Source organism: Pseudomonas sp. BNK-15, assembly GCF_047456105.1.
Taxonomy (GTDB): Bacteria; Pseudomonadota; Gammaproteobacteria; order Pseudomonadales; family Pseudomonadaceae; genus Aquipseudomonas; species Aquipseudomonas putida_E.
The window spans coordinates 5,203,249-5,223,823 of record NZ_CP179898.1 but is presented as its reverse complement, the minus strand read 5'-3'; the positions used below and the strand labels follow the sequence as shown (position 1 = coordinate 5,223,823).

At 63.0% G+C, this 20,575-nt stretch carries 19 protein-coding genes; 6 read left to right on the top strand and 13 right to left on the bottom strand.

Features of this window, described 5'->3' with window-relative positions:
• Nucleotides 1-8: 8 nt before the first annotated feature.
• From ACMGF5_RS23895 to nikA, 9 genes are all read right to left on the bottom strand, one after another.
• A complete protein-coding gene (locus tag ACMGF5_RS23895; protein WP_115274545.1) occupies nucleotides 9-788 on the bottom strand; it encodes a transglutaminase family protein in 780 nt (259 codons plus the stop codon).
• A complete protein-coding gene (locus ACMGF5_RS23890; protein ID WP_046785840.1) occupies nucleotides 785-1,735 on the bottom strand; it encodes an alpha-E domain-containing protein in 951 nt (316 codons plus the stop codon). The genes ACMGF5_RS23895 and ACMGF5_RS23890 overlap by 4 nt, the downstream gene beginning before the upstream one ends.
• 3 nt (nucleotides 1,736-1,738) lie before the next feature.
• Complete coding sequence (locus tag ACMGF5_RS23885) at nucleotides 1,739-3,148, bottom strand: circularly permuted type 2 ATP-grasp protein (RefSeq protein WP_012314860.1); 1,410 nt, start codon at nucleotides 3,146-3,148, stop codon at nucleotides 1,739-1,741.
• Between the two features lie 315 nt (nucleotides 3,149-3,463).
• Nucleotides 3,464-4,510 (bottom strand): sensor domain-containing diguanylate cyclase, encoded by a 1,047-nt coding sequence (locus ACMGF5_RS23880; protein ID WP_115275522.1) that lies wholly within the window; start codon nucleotides 4,508-4,510, stop codon nucleotides 3,464-3,466.
• 188 nt (nucleotides 4,511-4,698) lie between these two features.
• On the bottom strand, nucleotides 4,699-5,520 hold the full coding sequence (nikE, locus tag ACMGF5_RS23875) for a nickel import ATP-binding protein NikE (protein WP_414157317.1): 822 nt from the start codon (nucleotides 5,518-5,520) through the stop codon (nucleotides 4,699-4,701).
• Nucleotides 5,517-6,287, bottom strand: a complete 771-nt coding sequence (gene nikD, locus ACMGF5_RS23870; RefSeq protein ID WP_414157316.1) for a nickel import ATP-binding protein NikD — start codon at nucleotides 6,285-6,287, stop codon at nucleotides 5,517-5,519. The genes nikE and nikD overlap by 4 nt, the downstream gene beginning before the upstream one ends.
• On the bottom strand, nucleotides 6,288-7,133 hold the full coding sequence (nikC, locus tag ACMGF5_RS23865) for a nickel ABC transporter permease subunit NikC (protein ID WP_046785843.1): 846 nt from the start codon (nucleotides 7,131-7,133) through the stop codon (nucleotides 6,288-6,290).
• Nucleotides 7,130-8,071, bottom strand: a complete 942-nt coding sequence (gene nikB, locus ACMGF5_RS23860; protein ID WP_046785844.1) for a nickel ABC transporter permease subunit NikB — start codon at nucleotides 8,069-8,071, stop codon at nucleotides 7,130-7,132. The genes nikC and nikB overlap by 4 nt, the downstream gene beginning before the upstream one ends.
• A gap of 1 nt (nucleotide 8,072) precedes the next feature.
• Complete coding sequence (gene nikA / locus ACMGF5_RS23855; protein WP_281869408.1) at nucleotides 8,073-9,647, bottom strand: nickel ABC transporter substrate-binding protein; 1,575 nt, start codon at nucleotides 9,645-9,647, stop codon at nucleotides 8,073-8,075.
• Nucleotides 9,648-9,734: 87 nt separating this feature from the next.
• Between nikA and nikR the strand changes: the two genes are divergently transcribed.
• Nucleotides 9,735-10,151 carry a nickel-responsive transcriptional regulator NikR gene (gene nikR / locus ACMGF5_RS23850; protein WP_115274551.1) on the top strand — a complete coding sequence of 139 codons (417 nt, stop codon included), beginning with the start codon at nucleotides 9,735-9,737 and terminating at the stop codon, nucleotides 10,149-10,151.
• A 45-nt stretch (nucleotides 10,152-10,196) separates the two neighbouring features.
• On the opposite strand, the gene ACMGF5_RS23845 is transcribed toward nikR, so the two are convergent.
• From ACMGF5_RS23845 to ACMGF5_RS23835, 3 genes are all read right to left on the bottom strand, one after another.
• Nucleotides 10,197-10,688 carry a DUF1543 domain-containing protein gene (locus ACMGF5_RS23845; protein WP_115274552.1) on the bottom strand — a complete coding sequence of 164 codons (492 nt, stop codon included), beginning with the start codon at nucleotides 10,686-10,688 and terminating at the stop codon, nucleotides 10,197-10,199.
• Between the two features lie 119 nt (nucleotides 10,689-10,807).
• Nucleotides 10,808-12,961 carry a TonB-dependent receptor gene (locus tag ACMGF5_RS23840; RefSeq protein WP_414157315.1) on the bottom strand — a complete coding sequence of 718 codons (2,154 nt, stop codon included), beginning with the start codon at nucleotides 12,959-12,961 and terminating at the stop codon, nucleotides 10,808-10,810.
• 62 nt (nucleotides 12,962-13,023) lie between these two features.
• Entirely contained in the window at nucleotides 13,024-13,374 is a 351-nt protein-coding gene (locus tag ACMGF5_RS23835) for a DUF2946 family protein (protein WP_144415465.1), read from the bottom strand.
• A 296-nt stretch (nucleotides 13,375-13,670) separates the two neighbouring features.
• Between ACMGF5_RS23835 and ACMGF5_RS23830 the strand changes: the two genes are divergently transcribed.
• The 3 genes from ACMGF5_RS23830 (at nucleotide 13,671) to ACMGF5_RS23820 (ending at nucleotide 16,587) form a co-directional block, all read left to right on the top strand.
• The gene (locus ACMGF5_RS23830; RefSeq protein ID WP_039601056.1) at nucleotides 13,671-13,976 is read left to right on the top strand and encodes a DUF6482 family protein; all 306 of its coding nucleotides are present in this window, start codon (nucleotides 13,671-13,673) and stop codon (nucleotides 13,974-13,976) included.
• An 8-nt stretch (nucleotides 13,977-13,984) separates the two neighbouring features.
• Nucleotides 13,985-15,511 (top strand): cryptochrome/photolyase family protein, encoded by a 1,527-nt coding sequence (locus ACMGF5_RS23825; protein WP_414157875.1) that lies wholly within the window; start codon nucleotides 13,985-13,987, stop codon nucleotides 15,509-15,511.
• A gap of 137 nt (nucleotides 15,512-15,648) precedes the next feature.
• Entirely contained in the window at nucleotides 15,649-16,587 is a 939-nt protein-coding gene (locus ACMGF5_RS23820; RefSeq protein ID WP_281869410.1) for a LysR family transcriptional regulator, read from the top strand.
• Here ACMGF5_RS23820 and ACMGF5_RS23815 read toward each other — a convergent pair.
• Entirely contained in the window at nucleotides 16,564-17,703 is a 1,140-nt protein-coding gene (locus tag ACMGF5_RS23815) for a porin (protein ID WP_414157314.1), read from the bottom strand. The genes ACMGF5_RS23820 and ACMGF5_RS23815 overlap by 24 nt on opposite strands.
• Nucleotides 17,704-18,081: 378 nt before the next feature.
• Here ACMGF5_RS23815 and ACMGF5_RS23810 point away from each other — a divergent pair, with 378 nt between their 5' ends.
• Both ACMGF5_RS23810 and ACMGF5_RS23805 read left to right on the top strand, forming a co-directional pair.
• Nucleotides 18,082-19,383, top strand: coding sequence for an MFS transporter (locus ACMGF5_RS23810; protein WP_012314845.1), 1,302 nt, complete (start codon nucleotides 18,082-18,084; stop codon nucleotides 19,381-19,383).
• Between the two features lies 1 nt (nucleotide 19,384).
• Complete coding sequence (locus ACMGF5_RS23805; protein WP_414157313.1) at nucleotides 19,385-20,569, top strand: M20 aminoacylase family protein; 1,185 nt, start codon at nucleotides 19,385-19,387, stop codon at nucleotides 20,567-20,569.
• Nucleotides 20,570-20,575: the final 6 nt, after the last annotated feature.

Here is a 20,575-nt window from a genome sequence, read left to right as displayed (position 1 = left end):
CCAGGTGATTACTGGCGGTGTACGTGGACGCTTGCCTGCATGGATTCGACGCCGCCACCGCGGCGCACGCCCCGGACCGGGCAGGCGTCGAGGTAATCCAGGCCTACCGCCAGCTTCAGATGCCGTTCGGGCCGGGTGAGGCGGTTGGTGACGTCGAAGCTGTACCAGGCTTCATCGATCCAGGCTTCGGCCCAGGCGTGGCTGGCCAGGTGGGTTTCGTCTTCGGTACACAGGTAGCCCGACACGTAGCGTGCCGGGATGCCGAGGCTGCGGGCGCAGGCCAGGAACGCGTGGGTATGGTCCTGGCACACCCCGGCACCGCCGGCAAATGACTCACTCGCGGTGGTGCCCACGGAGGTAGCACCTGGGCTGTAGGGCATATGGTCGGCCAGGCCTTGCATAAGTGCGGTCAGCGCGCCCCGGTCGCGGCGCTCGCCGCACTGCTGGGCGGCGAAGGCCTTGAGTGCGTCACTGGCCTGGGTGAGGTGGCTGCTGCGCAGGAAAGGCAGGGGCGACTGGCCGCCGGCCTCGTGTTCGCAATCCGGGTCGATTTCTACCTGGCCACTGGCGGTAAGGGCGAGGTGGCCATGGGGTTTTTCCAGGGTCAGTACGTGCAGGATATTGCCATACGGGTCGATCTGGCTGTTCACCTTGCAAGGCAGGTCCAGTTGCCATTCGAGGATGCGCTGACGCTCGCTGCTGCGCGGTGTCAGGCGCAGGAACTGGATGCTGTTGCACACGTCACTGGCATAGCTGTAGGTGGTGTCGTGGCGGATGGACAGTTTCATACGACCTCCAGATAGGAATTGTGGACGGTCTGGCCCAGTTGGTGGATGCGGCCGATGAAGTCGGTCAGCCACAGGTGCAGCCCGGCTTCGAGAATTTCGTCGATGGCGGTGTAGCGCAGTCGCGCATTGAGTTCGGCAGCCATCCGTTGTGCAGGGCGGCCGGTAGTGCCAGGCAGGCCGGCGAGGATCTGGTCGAGCTCTTCGATGCACGCATGCAGCGAACGCGGCACGTCAACGCGCAGCAGCAACAGCTCCGACACCGGGCGTGCGCTGGGCGCATTGCGGTAGATTTCGTTGAACGCTTCGTAGGAGGTCAGTGCGCGCAACAAGGCGCTCCACTGGTAGTAACCCCTTGCAGAGTCGTCACTGACTTCCTCGGAGGTTTCCCCGAACATTTCGTAGCGGGCATCGAGCAGGCGCAGGGTGTTGTCCGCCCGCTCCAGGAAGGTCCCAAGGCGAATGAAACTGTAGGCATCGTTGCGCATGATGGTGCCGGAGGTCGCGCCGCGGAACAGGTGGGAGCGTTCCTTGACCCAGTCGCAGAACTGGCTGATGCCATAGCGCCCAAGGCCATTGCTGGCGATGTTGCGCATTTCGATCCAGGTGGCGTTGATGTTTTCCCACATGTCGGCGGTGATTCGCCCACGCACCGCATGCGCGTTGGTGCGCGCCGCCTGCAGGCAGCAATAGATGCTGCTGGGGTTGTTCGCGTCCAGCGCAAAGAAGTGCAGCATGCGCTCGGTGTCCAGCTCGGAGTGCTTGCGGATGTAATCGTCCAGCGTACCGGAGGCCAGCAGCGACATGGCAAGCTCCGCGTGGCCATCGGAGCGGCCGTCTTGCGGCATCAGCGACAGCGAGTAGCTGACCTCGAGCATGCGCGCGAGGTTTTCGGCGCGCTCCAGGTAGCGGGACATCCAGTACAGGTCGGAAGCGGTTCTCGAAAGCATGGCTCAGTCCTCCACCACCCAGGTGTCCTTGGTGCCGCCGCCCTGCGACGAGTTGACCACCAGCGAGCCTTCCTGCAGCGCAACGCGGGTCAGGCCGCCGGGCACCAGGCGCGTTTCGCTGCCTGACAGTACAAACGGGCGCAGGTCGATGTGGCGCGGCGCGATGCCGCTTTCGACGAAGGTCGGGCAGGTAGACAGGCACAGCGTGGGCTGGGCGATGTAGGCGTGCGGGCGCGCCTTGATGCGGGCGCGGAAATCCTCGATCTGCGCGGCGGTTGCGGCGGGGCCGACCAGCATGCCGTAGCCGCCGGAACCTTGGGTTTCCTTGACCACCAGCTCCGGCAGGTGCGCCAGGACGTGGGACAGGTCCTGCGGCTTGCGGCATTGCCAGGTGGGCACGTTCTTCAGGATCGGTTCCTCGCTCAGGTAAAAGCGGATCATCTCGTCAACGTAGGGGTAGATCGACTTGTCGTCGGCAACGCCGGTGCCCACCGCGTTGGCCAGCACCACGTTGCCTGCCCGGTACACCGAAATCAGCCCCGGTACCCCCAGCATCGAATCAGGGTTGAACGACAGCGGGTCGAGGTATTCGTCGTCCAGGCGGCGGTAGATCACGTCCACTTGCTGCGGGCCTGCGGTGGTGCGCATGTAGAGGTGGTCGTTGCGCACGAACAGGTCGGCGCCTTCGACCAGCTCGATGCCCATCTCCCGCGCCAGGAAGGCATGCTCGAAGTAGGCGCTGTTGAAGCGCCCGGGGGTGAGCACCACGGCGGTCGGGTTGTCCAGCGGGCTGGCACTTTTGAGTGTGTCGAGAAGCAGGTTGGGGTAGTGGTCGATCGGGGCGATGCGCTGGGCGGCGAACAGTTCGGGGAACAGGCGCATCATCATCTTGCGGTCTTCGAGCATGTAGCTGACGCCGCTGGGCGTGCGCAGGTTGTCTTCCAGTACGTAATACGTACCATCACTGTCGCGTACCAGGTCGACACCGGCGATATGCGCGTACAGCCCACGGTGCAGGTTCAGGCCTTGCATGGCGACCTGGTAACCCTCGTTGGCCAGCACTTGCTCGGGCGGAATGATGCCTGCCTTGAGAATGCGCTGATCGTGGTAGATGTCCTGGAGGAACAGGTTCAGCGCCTGAACCCGCTGAATACACCCGCGTTCGACGATGCGCCATTCGCTGGCGCGGATGCTGCGGGGGATGATGTCGAAGGGGATCAACCGCTCGGTGTCCTGCTGGTCACCGTACAGGGTGAAGGTGATACCGGCCCGGTGGAACAGCAGGTCGGCTTCGTGCCGGCGTTGTTCCAACAGTTCCAGCGGTGTGTTCGCCAGCCAGCGGGCGAACTCCTGATAGTGCGGGCGGCAACTTCCGTTTGCCTCATACATTTCGTTGAAAAAAGCCCGGGACATACCCACTCCTTGCCACGACTCGTCGGCAGTTTCGTTTCTCGCTTGCCAAGCGATCCACTGGAGCTTTGCAATGACAATGCCGGAACGGGCAGGGCGCAAGGGGCAGGAAGAAAAATGGCTCTGAAAAAGCGAGAGAGCGCTTTTTGATATCAATAAAACGACGGAATCAGGCGAATTGTCGGAGATTTGCGTAGATCAGCCACGGCGAAGGCAGGGGCTCACTGCATCAAATGGGTGCAGGACTTGGCTTGGTGAAAAAGTCGAACCAAATCAGGGCAAGCGAGGAGTACGTAAGGACCCTGGCCAGCCGTGCCATCAGGCGGCGGCATGCACATGGTCGACGATCGTCACCCGGTTACGGCCCGATGCCTTGGCACGGTACATGGCCTTGTCGGCGCTGCTGAGCAACGCATCGAGTTCACTGGCGGGTGCTTTGGCGAAGGCCAGGCCTATGCTGGCGGTAACTGCGAATTGCGTGTCGACGTTCAGCATTGAGATCAGGGCCCGCAGGCGCTCGGCAATCTCGCTGGCAGTGACCAGAGGCGTATCGGGCAGCAGGATGGCGAACTCCTCGCCGCCCAGCCTGCCGGCGATGTCGTCGTCACGCAGGCTGGCGCTGATGGCTGCACCGATCCGTTGCAGCACCTGGTCGCCCGCCGCATGCCCGGCGGTATCGTTGATCTGTTTGAAATGATCGACGTCCAGCATCAGCACGGCTACATACGTCTGCCCCTCCTTGCAAAGGGTGTGCTGCGCCAAGGCACAGTCAAAAAAGGCACGGCGATTGTTCAGACCGGTCAGTTCGTCCGTGCACGAGGCCACGATGGCAAGCCGGTGTGCGCGTTCCATTTCGTGCTTCAGGCGCCAGGCGGTCACCAATGCTGAAGACAGGCTGTTCGTCGCATTGACGACGAACGAAGCGAACACCAGCACCGCCAGAGCGATGCCCTGCTGCAGCGCGGATGGCTGCAGCAGCAGCCAGCCGGTGCTGGGCAGCAGCACCAAAGCGATCGATACCAGGGTCATGTTGCGGTACGAGGAGTAACACGAGACTGCGCTGACAGACATGCCCACGGCAAACAGCATGATCAATGCCTGCCCCAGCAGATCGTCGGCAGGCATCACAGCCAGTGCGCCCAAGCCCCAGACTGCCGCCGACAGCGCCAGGGTGGCCCAGTAGCGCCACTCCCAGCGTTCGGCCGTGCGCTGGTTGGCCGGTGCCCGCAGATAGGCGACGAACATGGCGGTGCGCAGGGCCGTCGACAGGCTCAATACCGTCATCCAGGCGGCCACTTTTTGCTGGTCGAAACGCTCCCAGCCCAACCAGCACAGCATTGCGGCAGCCAGGAAGCTGCCGAGCACAGCGGGCGCCGACTGGACGAACAGCTGGCGCAGGCGGTCCGTCCTTACACAGTGCGCTATTTCATCGCCAGGATTGAGCTCTGTCATGGCATTCGCCGCAATTCGTGATCGGTGGCGCATTGTGGCACTTTGCCTGCGCCCTGGAAAAGCGTTCTGGCGTTCACGCGGGATGCCCTCTGTTGTTGGCGTCAGTGCATACCCATTGGCAGCGCTTGTCTTGCCTGGCTCTTGTCGGGGCGCGTGGGCAACATGGCAGACTGTAGCTGCTTTCCCACTGGATGCTCGAAACCAGTGCAGTGCGTGACGGGCCGATCCTCGACGATGCAGCCGTTGTCCAGCAGCACGACCCGCTGGCAGAAGTACTGCACCAGGCTCAGGTCATGGCTGATCAGCACGAAGGCGGTGCCGCTGCGCTGGCGTAGCGCCTCCAGCTGCTGCAGCAACTGCAACTGCAATACCCGATCCAGGTTCGACAACGCTTCGTCGAGCACCACCAGTTGCGGCGAGACGGCCAGCGCCCGGGCGATGTTGGCACGCTGCAACTGGCCGCCACTCAACTGCTGCGGCAGGCGCTGGGCATGCTCGGCGCGCAGGTCCATTGCCTCCAGCAGTTCGAGGGTGCGAGCTTGTCGGCCGGCTTCATCCAGGTCGGTGAGGTGGCGCAACGGCTCGGCGATGCTCCAGCCGATGCTGCGCTGGGGGTTGAAGGCGCCGGGGGCGTCCTGGAACACCAGTTGCACGGTGCGCTGGAAGTCGCGCGCCTGTTCACCTCTTAGCTGGCTGACATCCTGCCCGGCAAAGCTCACCTGGCCCTGGGTGGGTTTTTCCAGCCCGAGCAGCAGCCGCGCCAGTGTGCTTTTGCCGCTGCCACTGCTGCCTAGCAGGCCGATGGACTCACCTGCGTGCAGGTGCAGGTCGATACTGTCGAGCACCTGCAGCCAGCCCCGTTTGCGCAACAGCCCCCCGGTGCGATAGCGATGGCCAACGTGGTGGACGTGCAGCAGGCTCATGGTTGGCTCCGGCAGAGTATCTGGTGGGCGTGGAGGAGGGTGCGGGCAGCGGCGCTGGCAGGGTTCTGGAAAAGCTCATGGACCGGCTGGCATTCGACGATGCGGCCGGCTTCCATCACCGCGACCTGGTCTGCGCAGCGCGCCACCACGCCCATGTCGTGAGTCACCAGCAACACCCCCAGCCCATGCACCTGCACCAGTTCCATCAGCAGGTCGAGAAAACGCGCCTGGCTCAGGGCATCGAGGTCACTTGTGGGTTCATCAGCCAAGAGGAACGGGGTTTCGGCCATGAGCGCCAGGGCGATCATCATCCGTTGCAGCATGCCCCCGCTGAGCTGAAAGGCGAACGCTTGCAGCACACGCTCACGGTCTGCCAGGCCCACCGCATCCAGGCAGTCGGCCATCCGCGCACGGGCTGCAGCACCGGTAACGCCGCGCTGCCTGAGCGTCTCCAGGCCGTGGCTGGCCATGTTGCGCACCGGGTTGAAGGCACTACGCGGGTTTTGCAGTACCAGGCTGGCCAGGCGGCCACGAACACTGCTTGTAGCCAGCGGCTGGCCGTCGAGCAGCAACTGCCCCTGGGTGCGGTTAAGGCCTGGCGGCAGCAGGTCGAGCACACCCAGGCAACTGAGGGATTTGCCCGAGCCACTGGCACCGACCAACGTGCAGACTTCGCCGCGGCGCAGTTGCAAGTCAACGCCGTGCACCAGCACGCCGGCCTGAGCCTCGATGCGCAAGCCGCGGATTTCAAGTACCGAGGGGTTCATTCAATGGCGCTCCTGTGTGGGGTCGAGGCGGTCGCGCAGCGCATCGCCTAGCAGGTTGAAGGCCATCACCGAGAAGAAGATCATCAGCCCTGGCAACAGCAGCAGTTGCGGGTGCGTCCAGATGAATTCCTTGGCGTCGTTGATCATCACGCCCCATTCGGCGGTGGGCGGCGCCACCCCGAGGCCAAGGAACGACAGGCCGGAGACGTGCAGCATCATGTGGCCGATGTCCATGGTCGCCAGCACCAGCAATGGGCCGGCGATATTGGGCAGCACATGCTGGCGCAGCCGCGCCCAGCGTGAAGCGCCGGCCAGGCGTGAAGCCAGCACGTATTCGCGGCCGCGCTGGGCAATCACCAGGCCGCGCACCATGCGCGCATACCAGGCCCAGTGGGACAGGGCGATGGCGATGATCACGTTGCTAAGGCCGGTGCCCAGCAAGGTGACGAAGAAGAATGCCAGTACCAGCGTGGGGAAGGTCATGAACATGTCGCACAGGCGCATAAGCAACAGGTCGGTGCGCCCGCCGACGAACCCGGCCACGCCGCCGACCGCGAGCCCAAGCGCCAGCACCAGCGCCAGGGTCAGCATCACGCTGCCCAAGGACAGGCGCGTGCCGACGATCAGCCGCGAAAGCAGGTCGCGCCCGAGGTGGTCGGTGCCCAGCCAGTGGCTGGCGTCGGGCGCCTGCAGGCGCTGGCCGAGGTCGACCAGGTCGGGGTCATGCGGGGCAATCCAATGGCCGAACAGCGCCAGCGATGCCAGCAGGCCGACCAGGGCCAGGCCGATCATCAGGCTGGGGCGGCGCAGCAGCAATGGCTGGGGCAGGGCAGACTGCACACTCATGCGTTCACCCCTTCCAGCCGGCTGCGAGGATCAAGCCAGGCGTAGCAGACATCGACGATCAGGTTGCAGACCATCAGCAGACCGGTCAGTAGCAGGGTGAAGCACTGCATCACCGGGAAGTCGCGGTTCAGCACTGCAGACACCGCAAAACGGCCAACGCCGGGCCAGGCGAAGATGGTCTCGATCACCAGTGCGCCACCGATCAGTTCGCCGATGTGCATGCCGGTGGCCGTCACCAGCGGCAACCAGGCATTGCGCAGGATATGGTCGCGCCAGACGTGCCGTTCGGGCAGGCCGCGGGCACGGGCATAGGTGACGTGGCGCTGCCCGCCGGCTTCCAGCAGGCTGGCACGCAGCAGGCGGGCGTTGATCGACATCGACATCAGGGCGATGGCCAGCACCGGCATAACCAGGTGCCCGGCCCCTCCACGCCCCAGCGGCGGCAGCCAGCCCAGCCACAGGGAAAACAGCGCGATCAGCAGAAACGCCAGCCAGAAATTGGGCATGGACACCCCCAGGAACGTCACTGCCCGCACGGCGTGGTCGGGCCAGCGCCCTTGCCAGCGGGCCGCCAACAGCCCCAAGGGGATCGACAGCAGCAGCGTGCAGGCCAACGCCAGGCCGCCGAGTTGCAGGGTGGCGGGCAGGTAGTAGAGCAGGTCATCAAGCACTGGGCGGCCGGTGATATAGGAGATGCCGAAGTCCAGATGCACGGCGTTCCACAGCCAACTCAGGTATTGCGCATACAGCGGGCGATCCAGCCCCAGGGTATGGCGCACCTCGGCGATGGCTGCGTCGGTCGGTGGGATGTGCGAAAGCCGGAGGTAGTCCAGCGCCGGGTCGGTGCTGCCCAGGTGCAGCAGCACGAACACCAGCAACGAAACGCCAAGCATGACCGGTACAAGCAGCGCCAGGCGCAACAGGATGTAGCGCAACATGTCAGTCTTCCTGTTTGGGTGTCATGGTTTCGAACGGCACATCGAACAACGTGCTGCCGAACTGGACCTTGGCCACCGAGTCTCGGCGCACGCTGATGGCCGTGAGATGCGAGATGGGCAGGTAGACGGCCTGTTCGTGCAGGGTGGTGAGGATGAAGCGGTACTGCTCGGCACGCTGCTGCTCATCCGTGCTGGACAGCACCTGGCCTATGCGCTTGTCCAGTTCGTCCTTGATTGCCAACCCACGCTGAGCCATGTAGTCGGCATGGCCGGCGTAGCGCATGGAACTGACGAACGAATGCGGGTCGTAGGGCGCACCCCAGGTGTCAGCGAAGATCATGCCGAAGTCGCCGTCGCGCTGGCGCCGCACCAGCGCCCCTTCCTCAACCGCACGCAGGTCGATGCGGATGCCGATTTTCGCCAGCTCGCCCTGCAGCACTTCGGCCAGGCTCTTCTGCAAGGCGCTGGTGCCGAGGAACACCAGCTCGATGGCCAATGGTTCGCCGCCTTTGCTGCGCACTGAAGCGCCTGGCGCCAGCGCCCACCCGGCAGCTTCGAGGCTGCGGGCGGCGAGCGCAGGGTCATACGGGTAGGGCTTGAGGCCGATATCGGCGTAGGGCATGTTGCTGGCGAACAGGGTGTCTGCGCGGGGCTCAAGGCCGTAGAGGATCTTGTCGATGATGGCTTGCTTGTCCACCGCCTCGTTGATCGCCTGGCGTACCGCCAGATCACGGGTAGCGCCACGGCCGGTGTTCATCGCCAGGGTGCGGGTGGCCAGCGGTGCCGACAGTGCGGTGGCAAAGCCCTGGTCACGCAGGCGCACGAACGTGCTGGCAGTGATCTCGCCGGCGGCGCCTTGGATCAGCTCGACTTCGCCGGCCTGCAGGGCCAGCGCGCGGCTGTTGGGGTCTGGGATGACTTTGACCATGACCTCGGCGTAGGCCGGCTTTGGCCCCCAGTAATGAGGGTTGCGCACGAAGCGGTCGTATTCGCCCAGGCGCGATTCGGCGCGCATCCACGGGCCGGTCCCGGCGGGTTGGCCGGGTTTTGCCTGAGGCGAGGCAAAGCGCAACGGACGAACCTGGGCCAGTTCCATCAGCGTTGGGTAGTAGGGGTGCTTGAGAACCAGGCGCAGGGTCAGGCGTTCAGGTGCTTCAACGTGGTCCAGGGTGGTCACCAGCTCCATCCAGCGGTGGCGCTGAGTGTTGGCCAGCACTGCGTCGAGGTTGGCTTTGGCCGCAGGCGCATCGAACGGTGTGCCATCACTGAAGCGCACACCGTCACGAAGCGTGAACGTGTAGGTCTTGCCGTCATCGGAAACCTGCCAGGCCTCAGCCAGCCAAGGCTCCAGCGTACCCGCGGCGGTATAGCGCACCAGGGGCTCATAGACCATGGCCTGGGCGTACATCTGGTTCGGGGAGTAGCCTCGCGGGTCGAGCGGCCCGGCATTCACAGGCCATGAGTACACCAGCCTTGGCCCTTGCTCGGCGGCGCTGCTGGCCGGCGCAACAGTGCACGCAGCAAGAAAAAGGAGGCCCAAGAGGGCGGGCTTTCGTTTAGCTGGCTGCTGCTTCACACTGCGTTCCCCACTTTCACGGAGGCCGTAGGCTAAAGCGCGGTGGGTATGATGTCTACGTGAAATCATCTTACCGGAAGTTACAGAATGCAACGAATCACCATCACGCTGGATGAAGAGCTGCTCGACGTCATCGATCGGCGGGTGGCGAGCCAAGGCTACCAGGGCCGTTCGGAGGCCATTCGCGACCTGCTGCGTGCGGGCATGCGCGAGTCTGAAGCATTGCCGGACGATGCCGCCTGCGTGGCCGTGGTCAGCTACCTGTACGACCACAGCACCCGCGAACTGCCCAGGCGGCTCAACCAGACCCTGCATGCCCACCACGATCTGACCCGGTCCACCCTGCACGTGCACCTGGACGCCGGCCACTGCCTGGAGGTCTCGGTGCTGCAGGGCGAAAGCGGCCGCATTGGCGAGCTGTCTCGCCAATTGATGGTCGAGCGTGGGGTGGAGCATGGCCAGGTGCAGGTGATGCCGGCGCCGGGGCATGCGAAGGTGCGCTGAGGGTCCGGATCGTTGCCCCAGGGCCAATGACAGGCAGTCGGCGCCTCAGAGCAGGATATAGTCGCTGTATTGACGCAGCCCGCCATGCGCACCTTCGATCAAGTGCACATAACGCCCGCCCACCAGGTCGACAGGCAGGCAATCGTCTACCTCAAGCACTGCATCGGTATGCGGCTTGAGCCAGCCTGCCTGCATGCGTTGCTTGCCCAGTTGCTTGGCCTGGGCCTTGTCCCTGGCCACTACCAGCAGGTAGCGGTGCGCCTCACCAAACACCTGCGGCTCGTAGCCGCCCAGGTTGATGAAAAACAGCCGCGGGTCATCCGCCCCTGGCGCCAGTTGGCTGAACGCGACACGGTAGCGATCGATACCGTCGACCTCCAGCCACGAGTCGATGTGCAGGCCGGCACGGCTGCCGAACCAGCCCTCGCGCAGTTGCGGGTACGCCTGCTGCAGTGAGTCCGCCTGCGCGAACAGCACGTCGTGTACCTCGATACTGGCCCGTGGGTGGCGGCCACCGAGCATGACTACGTACAGCATGAGCAATTCCTTCAGGTGGCGGAAGACGCCGTATTCTGCGGGTTATGGCGTCTGTCGACCACCGTCTCTTTAGGCGCCTTTACCTGGCGGCTCTGGCGCCGCATGCGACGCCAGGCCCATCAGTAACGCCACTGCACAGCGACTTCCAGGCTGCGCGGCTCACCCAGGTAGTACTGGGTGTTGCTCTGGTGGATGAAGCGGGCGTAAACCTCGTCGGTGAGGTTGCGCAACCGTGCGCTGAGCTGCACATGCTTGTCCAGGTCGTGGGTCATGGACAGCCCGTATAGGGTGTAGGACGGCACCCAGGCGGTGTTGGCGGTATTGGCGTACACCGAGGCCACGTAGCGGGCGTCGGCACCCACTTGCCAGCCCGGCGCCAGGTCGTAGGTCAGCCAGAGGTTGGCCACGCGGTCGGGGATGTTCACCGGGTTCTTGCCCTTGCGCGAATACACCACACCGCCAATGGTCTCGTTGAACTCATCGTACTCGGCATTCACCCAACTGAAGTTACCGGCCGCCAGCAGCTTGGGCGTGACCTTGAACGACGCCGCCAGCTCGATACCGGTGGAGGTCTGCTGGCCTGCCTGCTCGGTGGTGTTGGGCACGGTCGAAGAGGGCACCGAGATGTTCTTGCGCACGATGCGATAGGCCGCTGCGGTGGCCGAGCCGCGGCCGTCGAGGAAGTCGAACTTGCTGCCCACCTCGACCTGGCGGCCGGTGCTCAGGTCGAAGTCACCGACCTGGCTGATCGACGCACTGGTCAGCGTGCCTCCTGGTGGTTCGGCCGAGGTGCTGTACTGGGTATAGAGGCTGACGTGCGGGGTCAGGTCGTAGACCAGGCCCAGGCGACCAGTGACCGCGTCCCAGCGCCGGTCGAGTTTCGAGCGTGCGACATGGTCGACAACGTCGAAGTCGATGTGGTCGTAGCGCAAGGCGGTGATCAGCGACAACTGGTCGGTCAGGCGCGTGCGGTTCTCGACGAAACCCGAGGAGGTGTCGGTGGTCGTGCTGCGGCCTTTGCTGCGCGGTGCGTCCATGCCGGGGATGTCGAGGAAGTCACCGGGCTCGAAGCCGTTCGGGTTGACGGTGTCGAAGGCCCCTTTGGACAGCGGGTAGTTGGTTTGCTGGTTGCGGTTGTAGTCAACGCCAAATGCCCAGTCGCTGGCCAGGCCGAACAGTTGGCCTTGGTGGGTCAGTTCCAGGCGGTTGCCATTGACCTCCTGGTCGTGACGTTGGCGGTAGCCCCCGGAGCGGGCAATGGCGCTGTTGTCGGCGTTGTAGCGGTACACCTCGAGGTTGCGGTAATCGCGCTGGCCGTCGTAGTGGTAGAACGTATTGCGCAACTGGGTGGTGTCGTCGAAACGATAGTCGGTGATCGAGCGCAGCCAGCGGGTGCGCTGCTCGTAGCGGCCGTCTTCGACGTTGTAGTTGTTGAAGCGGTTGCCTTTGTCAATGTGCAAGGTCCCTGTCAGCGGTTGCAACACTGGCGTACCCCAGTAGGGGCTGTCTTCCTTTTCTTCCAGGTATTCAAGTGCCAGGGTGTGCGACCACTGGTCGTTGATGTCACTGAGCAGCGAGAAGGCCAGGTTGCCGGCACCGTTCTCTTGGCGGTCGATATAGCCGTTGGTGTGGGTGCGGCTGTAGTCGAGCCGCGCATAGTGGCGTGTGCCGTCGCCACTGTTGAGCGCCTTGTTGAAGCCTACCGCGGTTTCCCAGGTGTCGTAGCGGCCATAGCTGACCCGGCCTTCGAAGGTGTCCTCATCGCGGCTGGCCAACTTGGTGATCACGTTGAGGCTGCCGCCCACGGCGCCACTGCCGTTGAGGAACGACGACGGGCCACCCAGCAGTTCGACGCGGTCATAGATCCAGGCACCGACCGGGCGTGCCGCTGCGCCGTACTGCAGGTTGATGCCGTTGAACAGCTGGCTGACCTGGGCACCGTTGAAGCCCCGGTACGCCACATAACCGCCCCAGCCGGGCGGCGCCGACGCATTCACCCCTGGCAGTGCGTTGGCGGCGTCCTGGAAGTTGCGCGCGCCGATACGCTCCATCGTCTCGCGGTCGGCCACACTGACCGAAGCAGGGTTTTCACGGGCGCTGAGGTTCAGGCGCGAGCCGCTTTCGATGGGGGTATCAAGGTTCAGGCCGGTGGCCTGTTTCGGTTGGTCGGCGATGGCCGTCACGTTGCTGGCAGGCAGTGTCAGGGTTTGATCCTGCGCCCACGCGCAGGTTGCGCTGCCAACGAGCAGCGCCAAAGTGGTCATGCGGAACATGCAAGGCTTCCTGGCTGAAATAGATTAACGCCCGCCGCAGGCGATGCCGCGGCGTGGCGATGTCAGAGCACGGGAAGGGGGGCGGGTGAGGCGCGGGGGTTGACTAACGGCCAGCGGTGTTTGGGCAGGCGCGGCGGCGGTTGCCTGGGCAAGGGTGTGCGCGACTCGCCTGCGAGCAGGGCCAGCAGGCCGAAGAAGGCGGCAAGCAGGCTGGCGCAGAACAGGCTGGTGATCACACAGTCGGCGCCGGTGGGCGGCATCGGGTCGGTGATGTCCTGGTCACCCTTGAATGCACCGCTGCTGTCGGCGGCGCACCAAGCGGCGTCGTCCAGGCCGCTGAGGCGCAGCCCGGCCATCTGCCCATGCCCCATTGCGCAGAGCAACGAGCCGAACAGGATGCTGAAGTACAGCATCCAGGCAACCAGTGCTTTTTCGGGGCGGGCCAGGTTCAAAGGGTAGCTCGGGGACGGGTGAGGGGATGAGAACGCGATTCTAACGGTTCTGCAGTATCTGAAAAGAGGTGTGTGCACACAAAGGGCACTGGATGAACGCTGCATCGTTTCATCTGCTGAACGCGGCTCGGGCACGGAGGATAAATATATAAAAGCCCAAAACCTGTACAAGAAGCTATTCTTGTATAGGATTTAGCGAGCCTAAACGTTTGCAAATGCCCCCGCGCAGGTGATGCCTGCCTTATGGAGTACACGCCATGAATCTGCACAACCTGACGGAGCTGGCCGCAGCCGGTAACGTTCAAGAACTTGAGCTGCTGTCGCTTGAAGGCGGCTTTTACATCCTGCGGGCGCTGACTGACGCAGGGCCGCTCACGCTCAGCGATGCAAACGGCCAGGCGGTGCGCTTTCGCTCGACCACCGAACTGCGACAACTGCTGGCCGATCTGCCGCCCGTGCCCTGCATGCTGGTGCAACAAGTGGTGCATGACGAGATGTGCGGGCAGCGCAATGGCCCTGTCGAGCCCCTGCGCGTGCCGGTGACGCTGGCCAGCCAGTGGTAGACCGAGCATTGCGCCTGGGCCTGGTGCTGGGGGATCAACTGTCGTTCAACCTAGCAAGCCTCGCCGCGCTGGACCCTGCACACGATGTGATCCTGATGGCGGAAGTGCAGGGCGAGGCGCGCTACGTGCCGCATCATCCGCAAAAGATCGTGCTCATTTTCAGCGCCATGCGCCATTTCGCCCAGGCGCTGCGTGAGCGCGGCTGGCGGGTGGAGTATGTAGAGCTGAACGCACCCGGCAACAGCGGCAGCATTGCTGGTGAACTGCGACGGTGGCAGCAGGCGCTGGGTGCGACGCACATCCACCTGACCGAGTGTGGTGAGTGGCGCCTGGAGCAGGCTTTGAATGACGCCGGCTTACCACTGGTATGGCATCGCGATACACGGTTTCTTTGCTCGCGTGATGCTTTCGCACGCTGGGCAAAAGACCGTCGCCAATTGCGTATGGAGCACTTTTACCGCGGCATGCGCAAGCGTTGCGGCCTTCTGCTGGAGCCCGATGGCAGCCCGGTGGGTGGCACCTGGAACCTGGATGGTGACAATCGCAAACCCTTGCCACGGGGGCTGCGCGGACCGTTCCCGGCGCGCTTTGCCCAGGACGAAATCACCACGGCGGTCGTGGCGCTGGTCGGCGAATGCTTCAGTGACCATTACGGGGCGGTAGAAGGGTTCGACTATCCCGTGACCCATGAACAGGCCCAGCAGCTCTGGGAACATTTTCTCGAGTTTGGCCTGGCCGCGTTCGGCGACTACCAGGACGCCATGGCCGAAGGCGAGCCGTTCCTGTTCCATGCGCGTATCAGTGCGGCCCTGAACATCGGGTTGCTGGATGTGCGGCGGTTGTGCGAAGACGTGGACAATGCCTGGCGTGAGGCGCGGGTACCGCTCAACGCGGCTGAAGGTTTCATCCGCCAGCTGATCGGCTGGCGCGAGTATGTGCGCGGCATCTATTGGCTACGCATGCCTGAGTATGCCGGGCTCAATTACCTGGGCAACGACCGTGCGTTGCCGGAATTCTACTGGACCGGGCATACCCGCATGCGCTGCATGGAGCAGGCCATCGGCCAGACCCTGCAGTTGGGCTATGCACACCACATTCAGCGGCTGATGGTCACGGGCAACTTCGCACTGCTCGCCGGCATTGTGCCCAGTGCGATATGCGAGTGGTACCTGGCCGTGTACATGGATGCCTTCGACTGGGTGGAGCTGCCCAACACGCTCGGCATGGTGATGCACGCTGACGGCGGCTACCTGGGGTCCAAACCGTATTGCGCCAGTGGCCGTTACATCCAGCGCATGTCCGACCACTGCAAGGCCTGCAGCTACAAGGTCGAGCATGCGGTAGAGGAGGATGCCTGCCCGTTCAACGCGCTGTACTGGCACTTCATAATCCGTCATCGTCACCTATTGGCTGGCAACCCCCGCCTGGCATTGGTCTATCGCAGCCTTGACGGCATGTCGGTAGCCAGGCGCGAGGGCGTGTGGGCGCGTGGCGAAGCCTTGTTGGCCCGCCTCGACAGTGGCCAGAGCCTATGAAATAACCGTTCGATAAGCGACCACTTTTCCCTGATCTGCAGATACCGCCAAGCAGCCATCATGCACATTTGTGATTCTCTTTGGCCAACCGCTCGGCGCAAACCTGAAACCCGCCGCTCTCGATAAGGTGTTCACGCTTGAAACTTCATCAGCTCAAGGCGCTCGTTGCCATTCACCAGGGGGGAAGCATTCTCGAGGCCTCCAAAATCTTGCACATCACGCAACCTGCCCTGAGCCGCTCGATCAAGGAACTGGAGCGGGAGTTGGGGTTCACCCTGTTGCAGCGTTCGTACAAGGGCATGGCGTTGACCGATGAGGGCAAGCGCATCATCCGTCATGCCAACCTGGTGGTGGAGAGTATCCGCCGTTTGCAGATCGAGGCGGCAAGCATTCAGGATGCCGCATTGGGGGCGGTGTCGATCGGCGTCACCTCGCTGACGGCGATGCTTGACGGGGTGGATGAAAGCATCCTGGCGTTTCGGCGCAAGTACCCGCGTGTGAAAATCACCATCACCGATCTGCGTCCCAGCCAGATCCTGCATCGCCTGCGCGACGGTAGCCTGGACTTTGCCATCACCTCCCAGCAACCCTTGAGCCGTCTCAATCTGGATTGGGAGGCAGTGGGCAGCATCAAGGGCAAGGTGATCTGCCATGCGTCCAACCAGCAGAAGTTTTCCCAGTCACTGCGTTCGCTGCAATACGCCAACTGGATCAGCCTGGACGAGCTGACCGATCAGGCATCGCAGTTTCACCAGTTGTTCGAGGTCAATGGCCTGCGTGTGCCGCAGAGCGCGGTGGAGTGCACGTCGATAATGATGGCCCTCAAGCTCCTGAAGAACACGGAGTCGCTGATGACCATCAGTGAGCTGGCCGTAAACGATGCCTTCACCTTTGCGACCCGGCCGGAGTTCATTCAAGTGGCGGTGCAGGAGTTGGTACCAGACTATCCAATCAATCTCGTCTGCATCGACCGTGATAGCCTCACGGCCCCCGCCCAGGAACTCTTCCACAGCTTGCGCGCAAGAGTCCTCAAGACGCTGCCGCGGGACGTTTCAGAAGTGGTAGTACATGCCTAGTGAAATATTGCTTGGGTCATCTCCCACCTGATCAACCGGAGTGCCTGCGTAGGTCACCGATGACGCGCCTTGGTTGGCGATAACACCCAGGCGCGCATAGGCGGCCCAGCGCGGGTTGAAAAAATGGTCGTAGCCAAGCACTACCCCCAGCGCGTCCTTTTCGCGGGCCGATACGGTCCGCTGGACCACCGCCAGCCTGAGCACGTCAAGCTTGCCCACCGGGGCCATCAGGCCGAAGGTGTACACGGTGGTACTGGGTGTGCCCGCTTGGTCTACATCCTGGCGTTGCCAGGTCAGGCTGGTGGCCAGCGGGCCGAAATCATAGAACGCCGACAGGCTTGTGTAGTGGTTGGCAGTCTGGCGTGAGCTGCCACCATCGTCCCATGGGTCGCTGTAATACAGGTTGTAAGACCCCAGCAGCATCACACGGCTATTTCGGTACTGCAGCTTCGCACCGCCACCACGCACCGTACGCCCCTGGCTGGCGACATCATCGAAGCCGAAGCTCAAGGCCGTTGCCAGGCTGAAGCCGTTCATGCTCGGGCTGGTGTAGGCCAGGGTGTGCTTGGGCCGCAGGTCGAGATAGTAGGCGCCTTTGCCGGCCGCAGGTATGGACAGAAACGTATACGGTGAGCCGTATGCCGCCAGAAACGGGTCGGCGTAGGTCGGGGTCCCCACCCCGTAGGTTTTGCCGAACTCAAGCCTGCCCAGGCTCCGCGAGCGCAGGGCGAGCGTTGCCAGGCGCAGCGTGCCGATGTTGTCCCACGTCCCTTCCAGGGCCTTGCCGTTCAGATTGAAGCCTTCTTCGACGTCCAGTTCCAGCACCGTATCGGGGTCAAGTGCCTTTCGGGCATACACCCCGAGTTTGTTGGTCCAGGCGCCGCCGCCCGCCATTTGGAAACCTGAGTGGTGCTGAGAGTCGTGGTAGCTGGCGAATGCATCCACGGTACCGTAGATCTTCAGCTTGTCATCGAACCCCTGATCCACCCCGTAGTAACCGAACCCGGAGGCTAGCCGGTTGAGGGTAGGGAAACCCTCGGCCTGTGCCTGCATGGCAAGACAAAGCCCTTGGCTCATCAACAGCAACGACACAGTGCGAGTGATGCAAGTATTCATTCACGACTCCAGGCACGGGATGCGGTCGCGCTAGATTCGATGAACAGGAGGTTGCAGCGTGATTGCTTGTTTGGCCAACGTATGTCTTTTGGTTAATAAGGTGGGCGGGATCTCGCTGGGCCGGGAAAAGTTGCCCGCAAAGCTGCTGCATGGCAGTGACCAATGTTTGTTTCCATCCCCCTGAGTGGCCAACTTCGATGACCCCTATCGGGGCACAAGGACGATGCCAGGGCATCTGTGCGCCATCCCAAGGCAAAGCGGCCACGCCAGCGCCTGGTCAATTAACCATTGGTTAGTTCATTGCCAAAACCGCAAGTGTGTTGGCTGCGCGATTGGCTGATAGTCACTGCATGCCGTGATTCGCCATCGGAGATAACAATGAATAGACCGCTACCTGCACCTACGATCCTGGAGGCCGGCTCAAAGCATCACGCGCAGGCATCGTCCTCACGCAGAACCCTGATAGCGTGCTCACTGGGCAACGCCCTGGAGATGTACGACTTCACCATCTACAGCTTCTTCGCGGTGCTGATCGGCCGGCACTTCTTCCCTTCAGAGTCGGCACTGGCCTCGCTCCTTATGTCGCTTGCAACTTTTGGTGTGGGCTTTTTGATGCGGCCTGTCGGGGGCATCATCATTGGCCGATACGCCGACAGGCATGGCCGCAAAGCCGCCTTGAGCCTGACGATCGGCCTGATGACATTGGGCACTGCCTTGATCGCCTTCGCGCCTACGTATTCGCAGATCGGTATCTTTGCAACGTTCATGCTGGTCGCCGGTCGGCTGATTCAGGGGGTGTCGGCAGGTGGCGAGGTCGGTACCGCATCGGTTTATCTGATGGAGTCCAGTACTGCCTCCAAGCGATGCCAGAGCGTGAGCTGGCAGGCGGCCAGCCAGGGTTATGCCGCGCTGGTCGGGGCGGGGTTCGGGTTCAGCCTGAGCCAGTTGCTGGACCCGGCCAGCCTCGAAAGCTGGGGCTGGCGCATTCCATTCATTTTCGGCCTGTTGATCGGCCCGGTAGGCTTGTATATCCGCAACCGTCTACCAGAAACCCACGAGGCCGCGGCGGCACAGGAGGGCAGGCAGCCGCTGGACCCGGAGTTGCTCAAACGCATCGGCCTGGGCATCGGCCTGATGGCCAGTTCTACCATCGGCATGTACCTGTTCGTGTTTTACATGCCCACCTACCTGACCACCGCCATGCACTACCCGCAAAGCAGTGCCATGGCGATCGCCGGCATCAGCAGCGGCTGCATGGCGATCATATGCCCGCTGGCCGGCAAGTTCGCCGACAAATACCAGCTCAGGAAACGCCTGCTGGTCTGGACCATTCTCGCGCCCGTGGTGTTGACGCTGCCGGTGTTCTACGTGCTTGGGCACGTCGAGCACATGGGCCTGGCAATGATGTGTGTCGCGGCGTTGATTCTGCCCACTTGCATAGGCGCCGGAGCGTACTTCGCGTTGATCATGGAAGGCTTCCCCAAGGCGCAGCGTGCCTTTGGCACCTCGGTCAGCTACAGCCTGGGGGTGACACTTTTCGGCGGGTTTTCGCCACTGATCGCTACCTGGCTGATTGCCGCAATGGGCACGCCATTGGCACCGGCCTACTACCTATTGGTGGGTGGTGCGGTAAGCCTGGTCTGCCTCAAGTACTTCCCTGAAAACAAAGGATGCGAGTGACATGGGTACCTTCGAGCGAAATCAAACCCCGCAGTCGGCTGAAGAGCTGGACACGTTCATCAGGATCCGCCGCCAGATCCATGCGGCGCCAGAGCTCGGCGGCGACACGCCTGACACGGCTGCCCTGGTGGCTGAAAAGCTGCAGGCCTGGGGCTATGAGGTGCACCGTAATGTGGGCGGGCACGGCCTGGTAGGTGTGCTTAAAGTGGGCGACAGCCCCCGCAGCATCGGGCTACGGGCAGACATGGACGCTCTGCCCATGAGCGAGAAGAACCCCTTCGAGCACGCCAGCAAGATCCCCGGGCGCATGCATGCCTGTGGCCATGACGGGCATACCGCGATACTGCTGGCGGCGGCTTCGCGATTGGCTGCGACGCGAAACTTCAACGGTACCTTGAACCTGATCTTCCAGCCCGACGAAGAAGGTTTGGCCGGCGCCAAGGCCATGATCGACGACGGTCTGTTCGAGCGTTTTCCGTGTGATTCGGTGTACGCGCTGCACAACATGCCAGGCATGCCGGTGGGCACTTGCGTGGTGCAGAGCGGGCCGACCATGGCGTCTTCCCAGCGGGTGAGCATTCGCATTTGCGGCAGAGGCGGGCATGGCGCCATGCCGGAGCTTGCGGTGGACCCCATCTCGGCCCTCAATAGCCTGATCAGTGCCATCCAGACCATCAAGTCGCGCAACCTGAGCGTTGAAGAGTACGCGGTCATCAGTATCGGCATGATCCAGGCGGGCACGGTCTACAACATCATTCCCGATGAAGCGAGCATGTTGCTCAGCGTGCGCACCGATACGCCCGAAACCCAGTTGAAGATAAACCAGCGTATCGAGGCGCTGGTCAAGGGGCATGCCGAGAGCTTTGGGGTAGAGATCGAGCTGGACTTCACCCAGCTGGCGCCTGCGCTGAGCAACAGCGATGCGCAAAGCGCACAGCTGCGTGAAAGCCTGCGCCCTTTGTTTGCCGAGGGGCGGATGCTGGCGAGGATGCCCAAGAAGGTGATGGGCACCGAAGATTTCGCCTACATGCTCCAGGCACGGCCGGGGTGCTACTTCATGTTGGGTAACGGCACAGGTGAGTTCCACGGTTGCTCGGTACATAACCCGCATTATGACTTCAATGATGCACTGGTGAAGATCGGCTCCGATTGTTGGGTGAAGTGGGTCGAGGATTATCTGAGTTGACGGGGC

Excerpts from the sequence above, each read along its gene's own strand:
- ACMGF5_RS23895 (WP_115274545.1), bottom strand. The coding sequence starts at position 788 with ATGAAACTGTCCATCCGCCACGACACCACCTACAGCTATGCCAGTGAC.
- ACMGF5_RS23890 (WP_046785840.1), bottom strand. The coding sequence starts at position 1,735 with ATGCTTTCGAGAACCGCTTCCGACCTGTACTGGATGTCCCGCTACCTG.
- ACMGF5_RS23885 (WP_012314860.1), bottom strand. The coding sequence starts at position 3,148 with ATGTCCCGGGCTTTTTTCAACGAAATGTATGAGGCAAACGGAAGTTGC.
- nikE (WP_414157317.1), bottom strand. The coding sequence starts at position 5,520 with ATGAGCCTGCTGCACGTCCACCACGTTGGCCATCGCTATCGCACCGGG.
- nikD (WP_414157316.1), bottom strand. The coding sequence starts at position 6,287 with ATGAACCCCTCGGTACTTGAAATCCGCGGCTTGCGCATCGAGGCTCAG.
- nikC (WP_046785843.1), bottom strand. The coding sequence starts at position 7,133 with ATGAGTGTGCAGTCTGCCCTGCCCCAGCCATTGCTGCTGCGCCGCCCC.
- nikB (WP_046785844.1), bottom strand. The coding sequence starts at position 8,071 with ATGTTGCGCTACATCCTGTTGCGCCTGGCGCTGCTTGTACCGGTCATG.
- nikR (WP_115274551.1), top strand. The coding sequence starts at position 9,735 with ATGCAACGAATCACCATCACGCTGGATGAAGAGCTGCTCGACGTCATC.
- ACMGF5_RS23845 (WP_115274552.1), bottom strand. The coding sequence starts at position 10,688 with ATGCTGTACGTAGTCATGCTCGGTGGCCGCCACCCACGGGCCAGTATC.
- ACMGF5_RS23840 (WP_414157315.1), bottom strand. The coding sequence starts at position 12,961 with ATGTTCCGCATGACCACTTTGGCGCTGCTCGTTGGCAGCGCAACCTGC.
- ACMGF5_RS23835 (WP_144415465.1), bottom strand. The coding sequence starts at position 13,374 with ATGCTGTACTTCAGCATCCTGTTCGGCTCGTTGCTCTGCGCAATGGGG.
- ACMGF5_RS23830 (WP_039601056.1), top strand. The coding sequence starts at position 13,671 with ATGAATCTGCACAACCTGACGGAGCTGGCCGCAGCCGGTAACGTTCAA.
- ACMGF5_RS23815 (WP_414157314.1), bottom strand. The coding sequence starts at position 17,703 with ATGAATACTTGCATCACTCGCACTGTGTCGTTGCTGTTGATGAGCCAA.
- ACMGF5_RS23810 (WP_012314845.1), top strand. The coding sequence starts at position 18,082 with ATGAATAGACCGCTACCTGCACCTACGATCCTGGAGGCCGGCTCAAAG.
- ACMGF5_RS23805 (WP_414157313.1), top strand. The coding sequence starts at position 19,385 with ATGGGTACCTTCGAGCGAAATCAAACCCCGCAGTCGGCTGAAGAGCTG.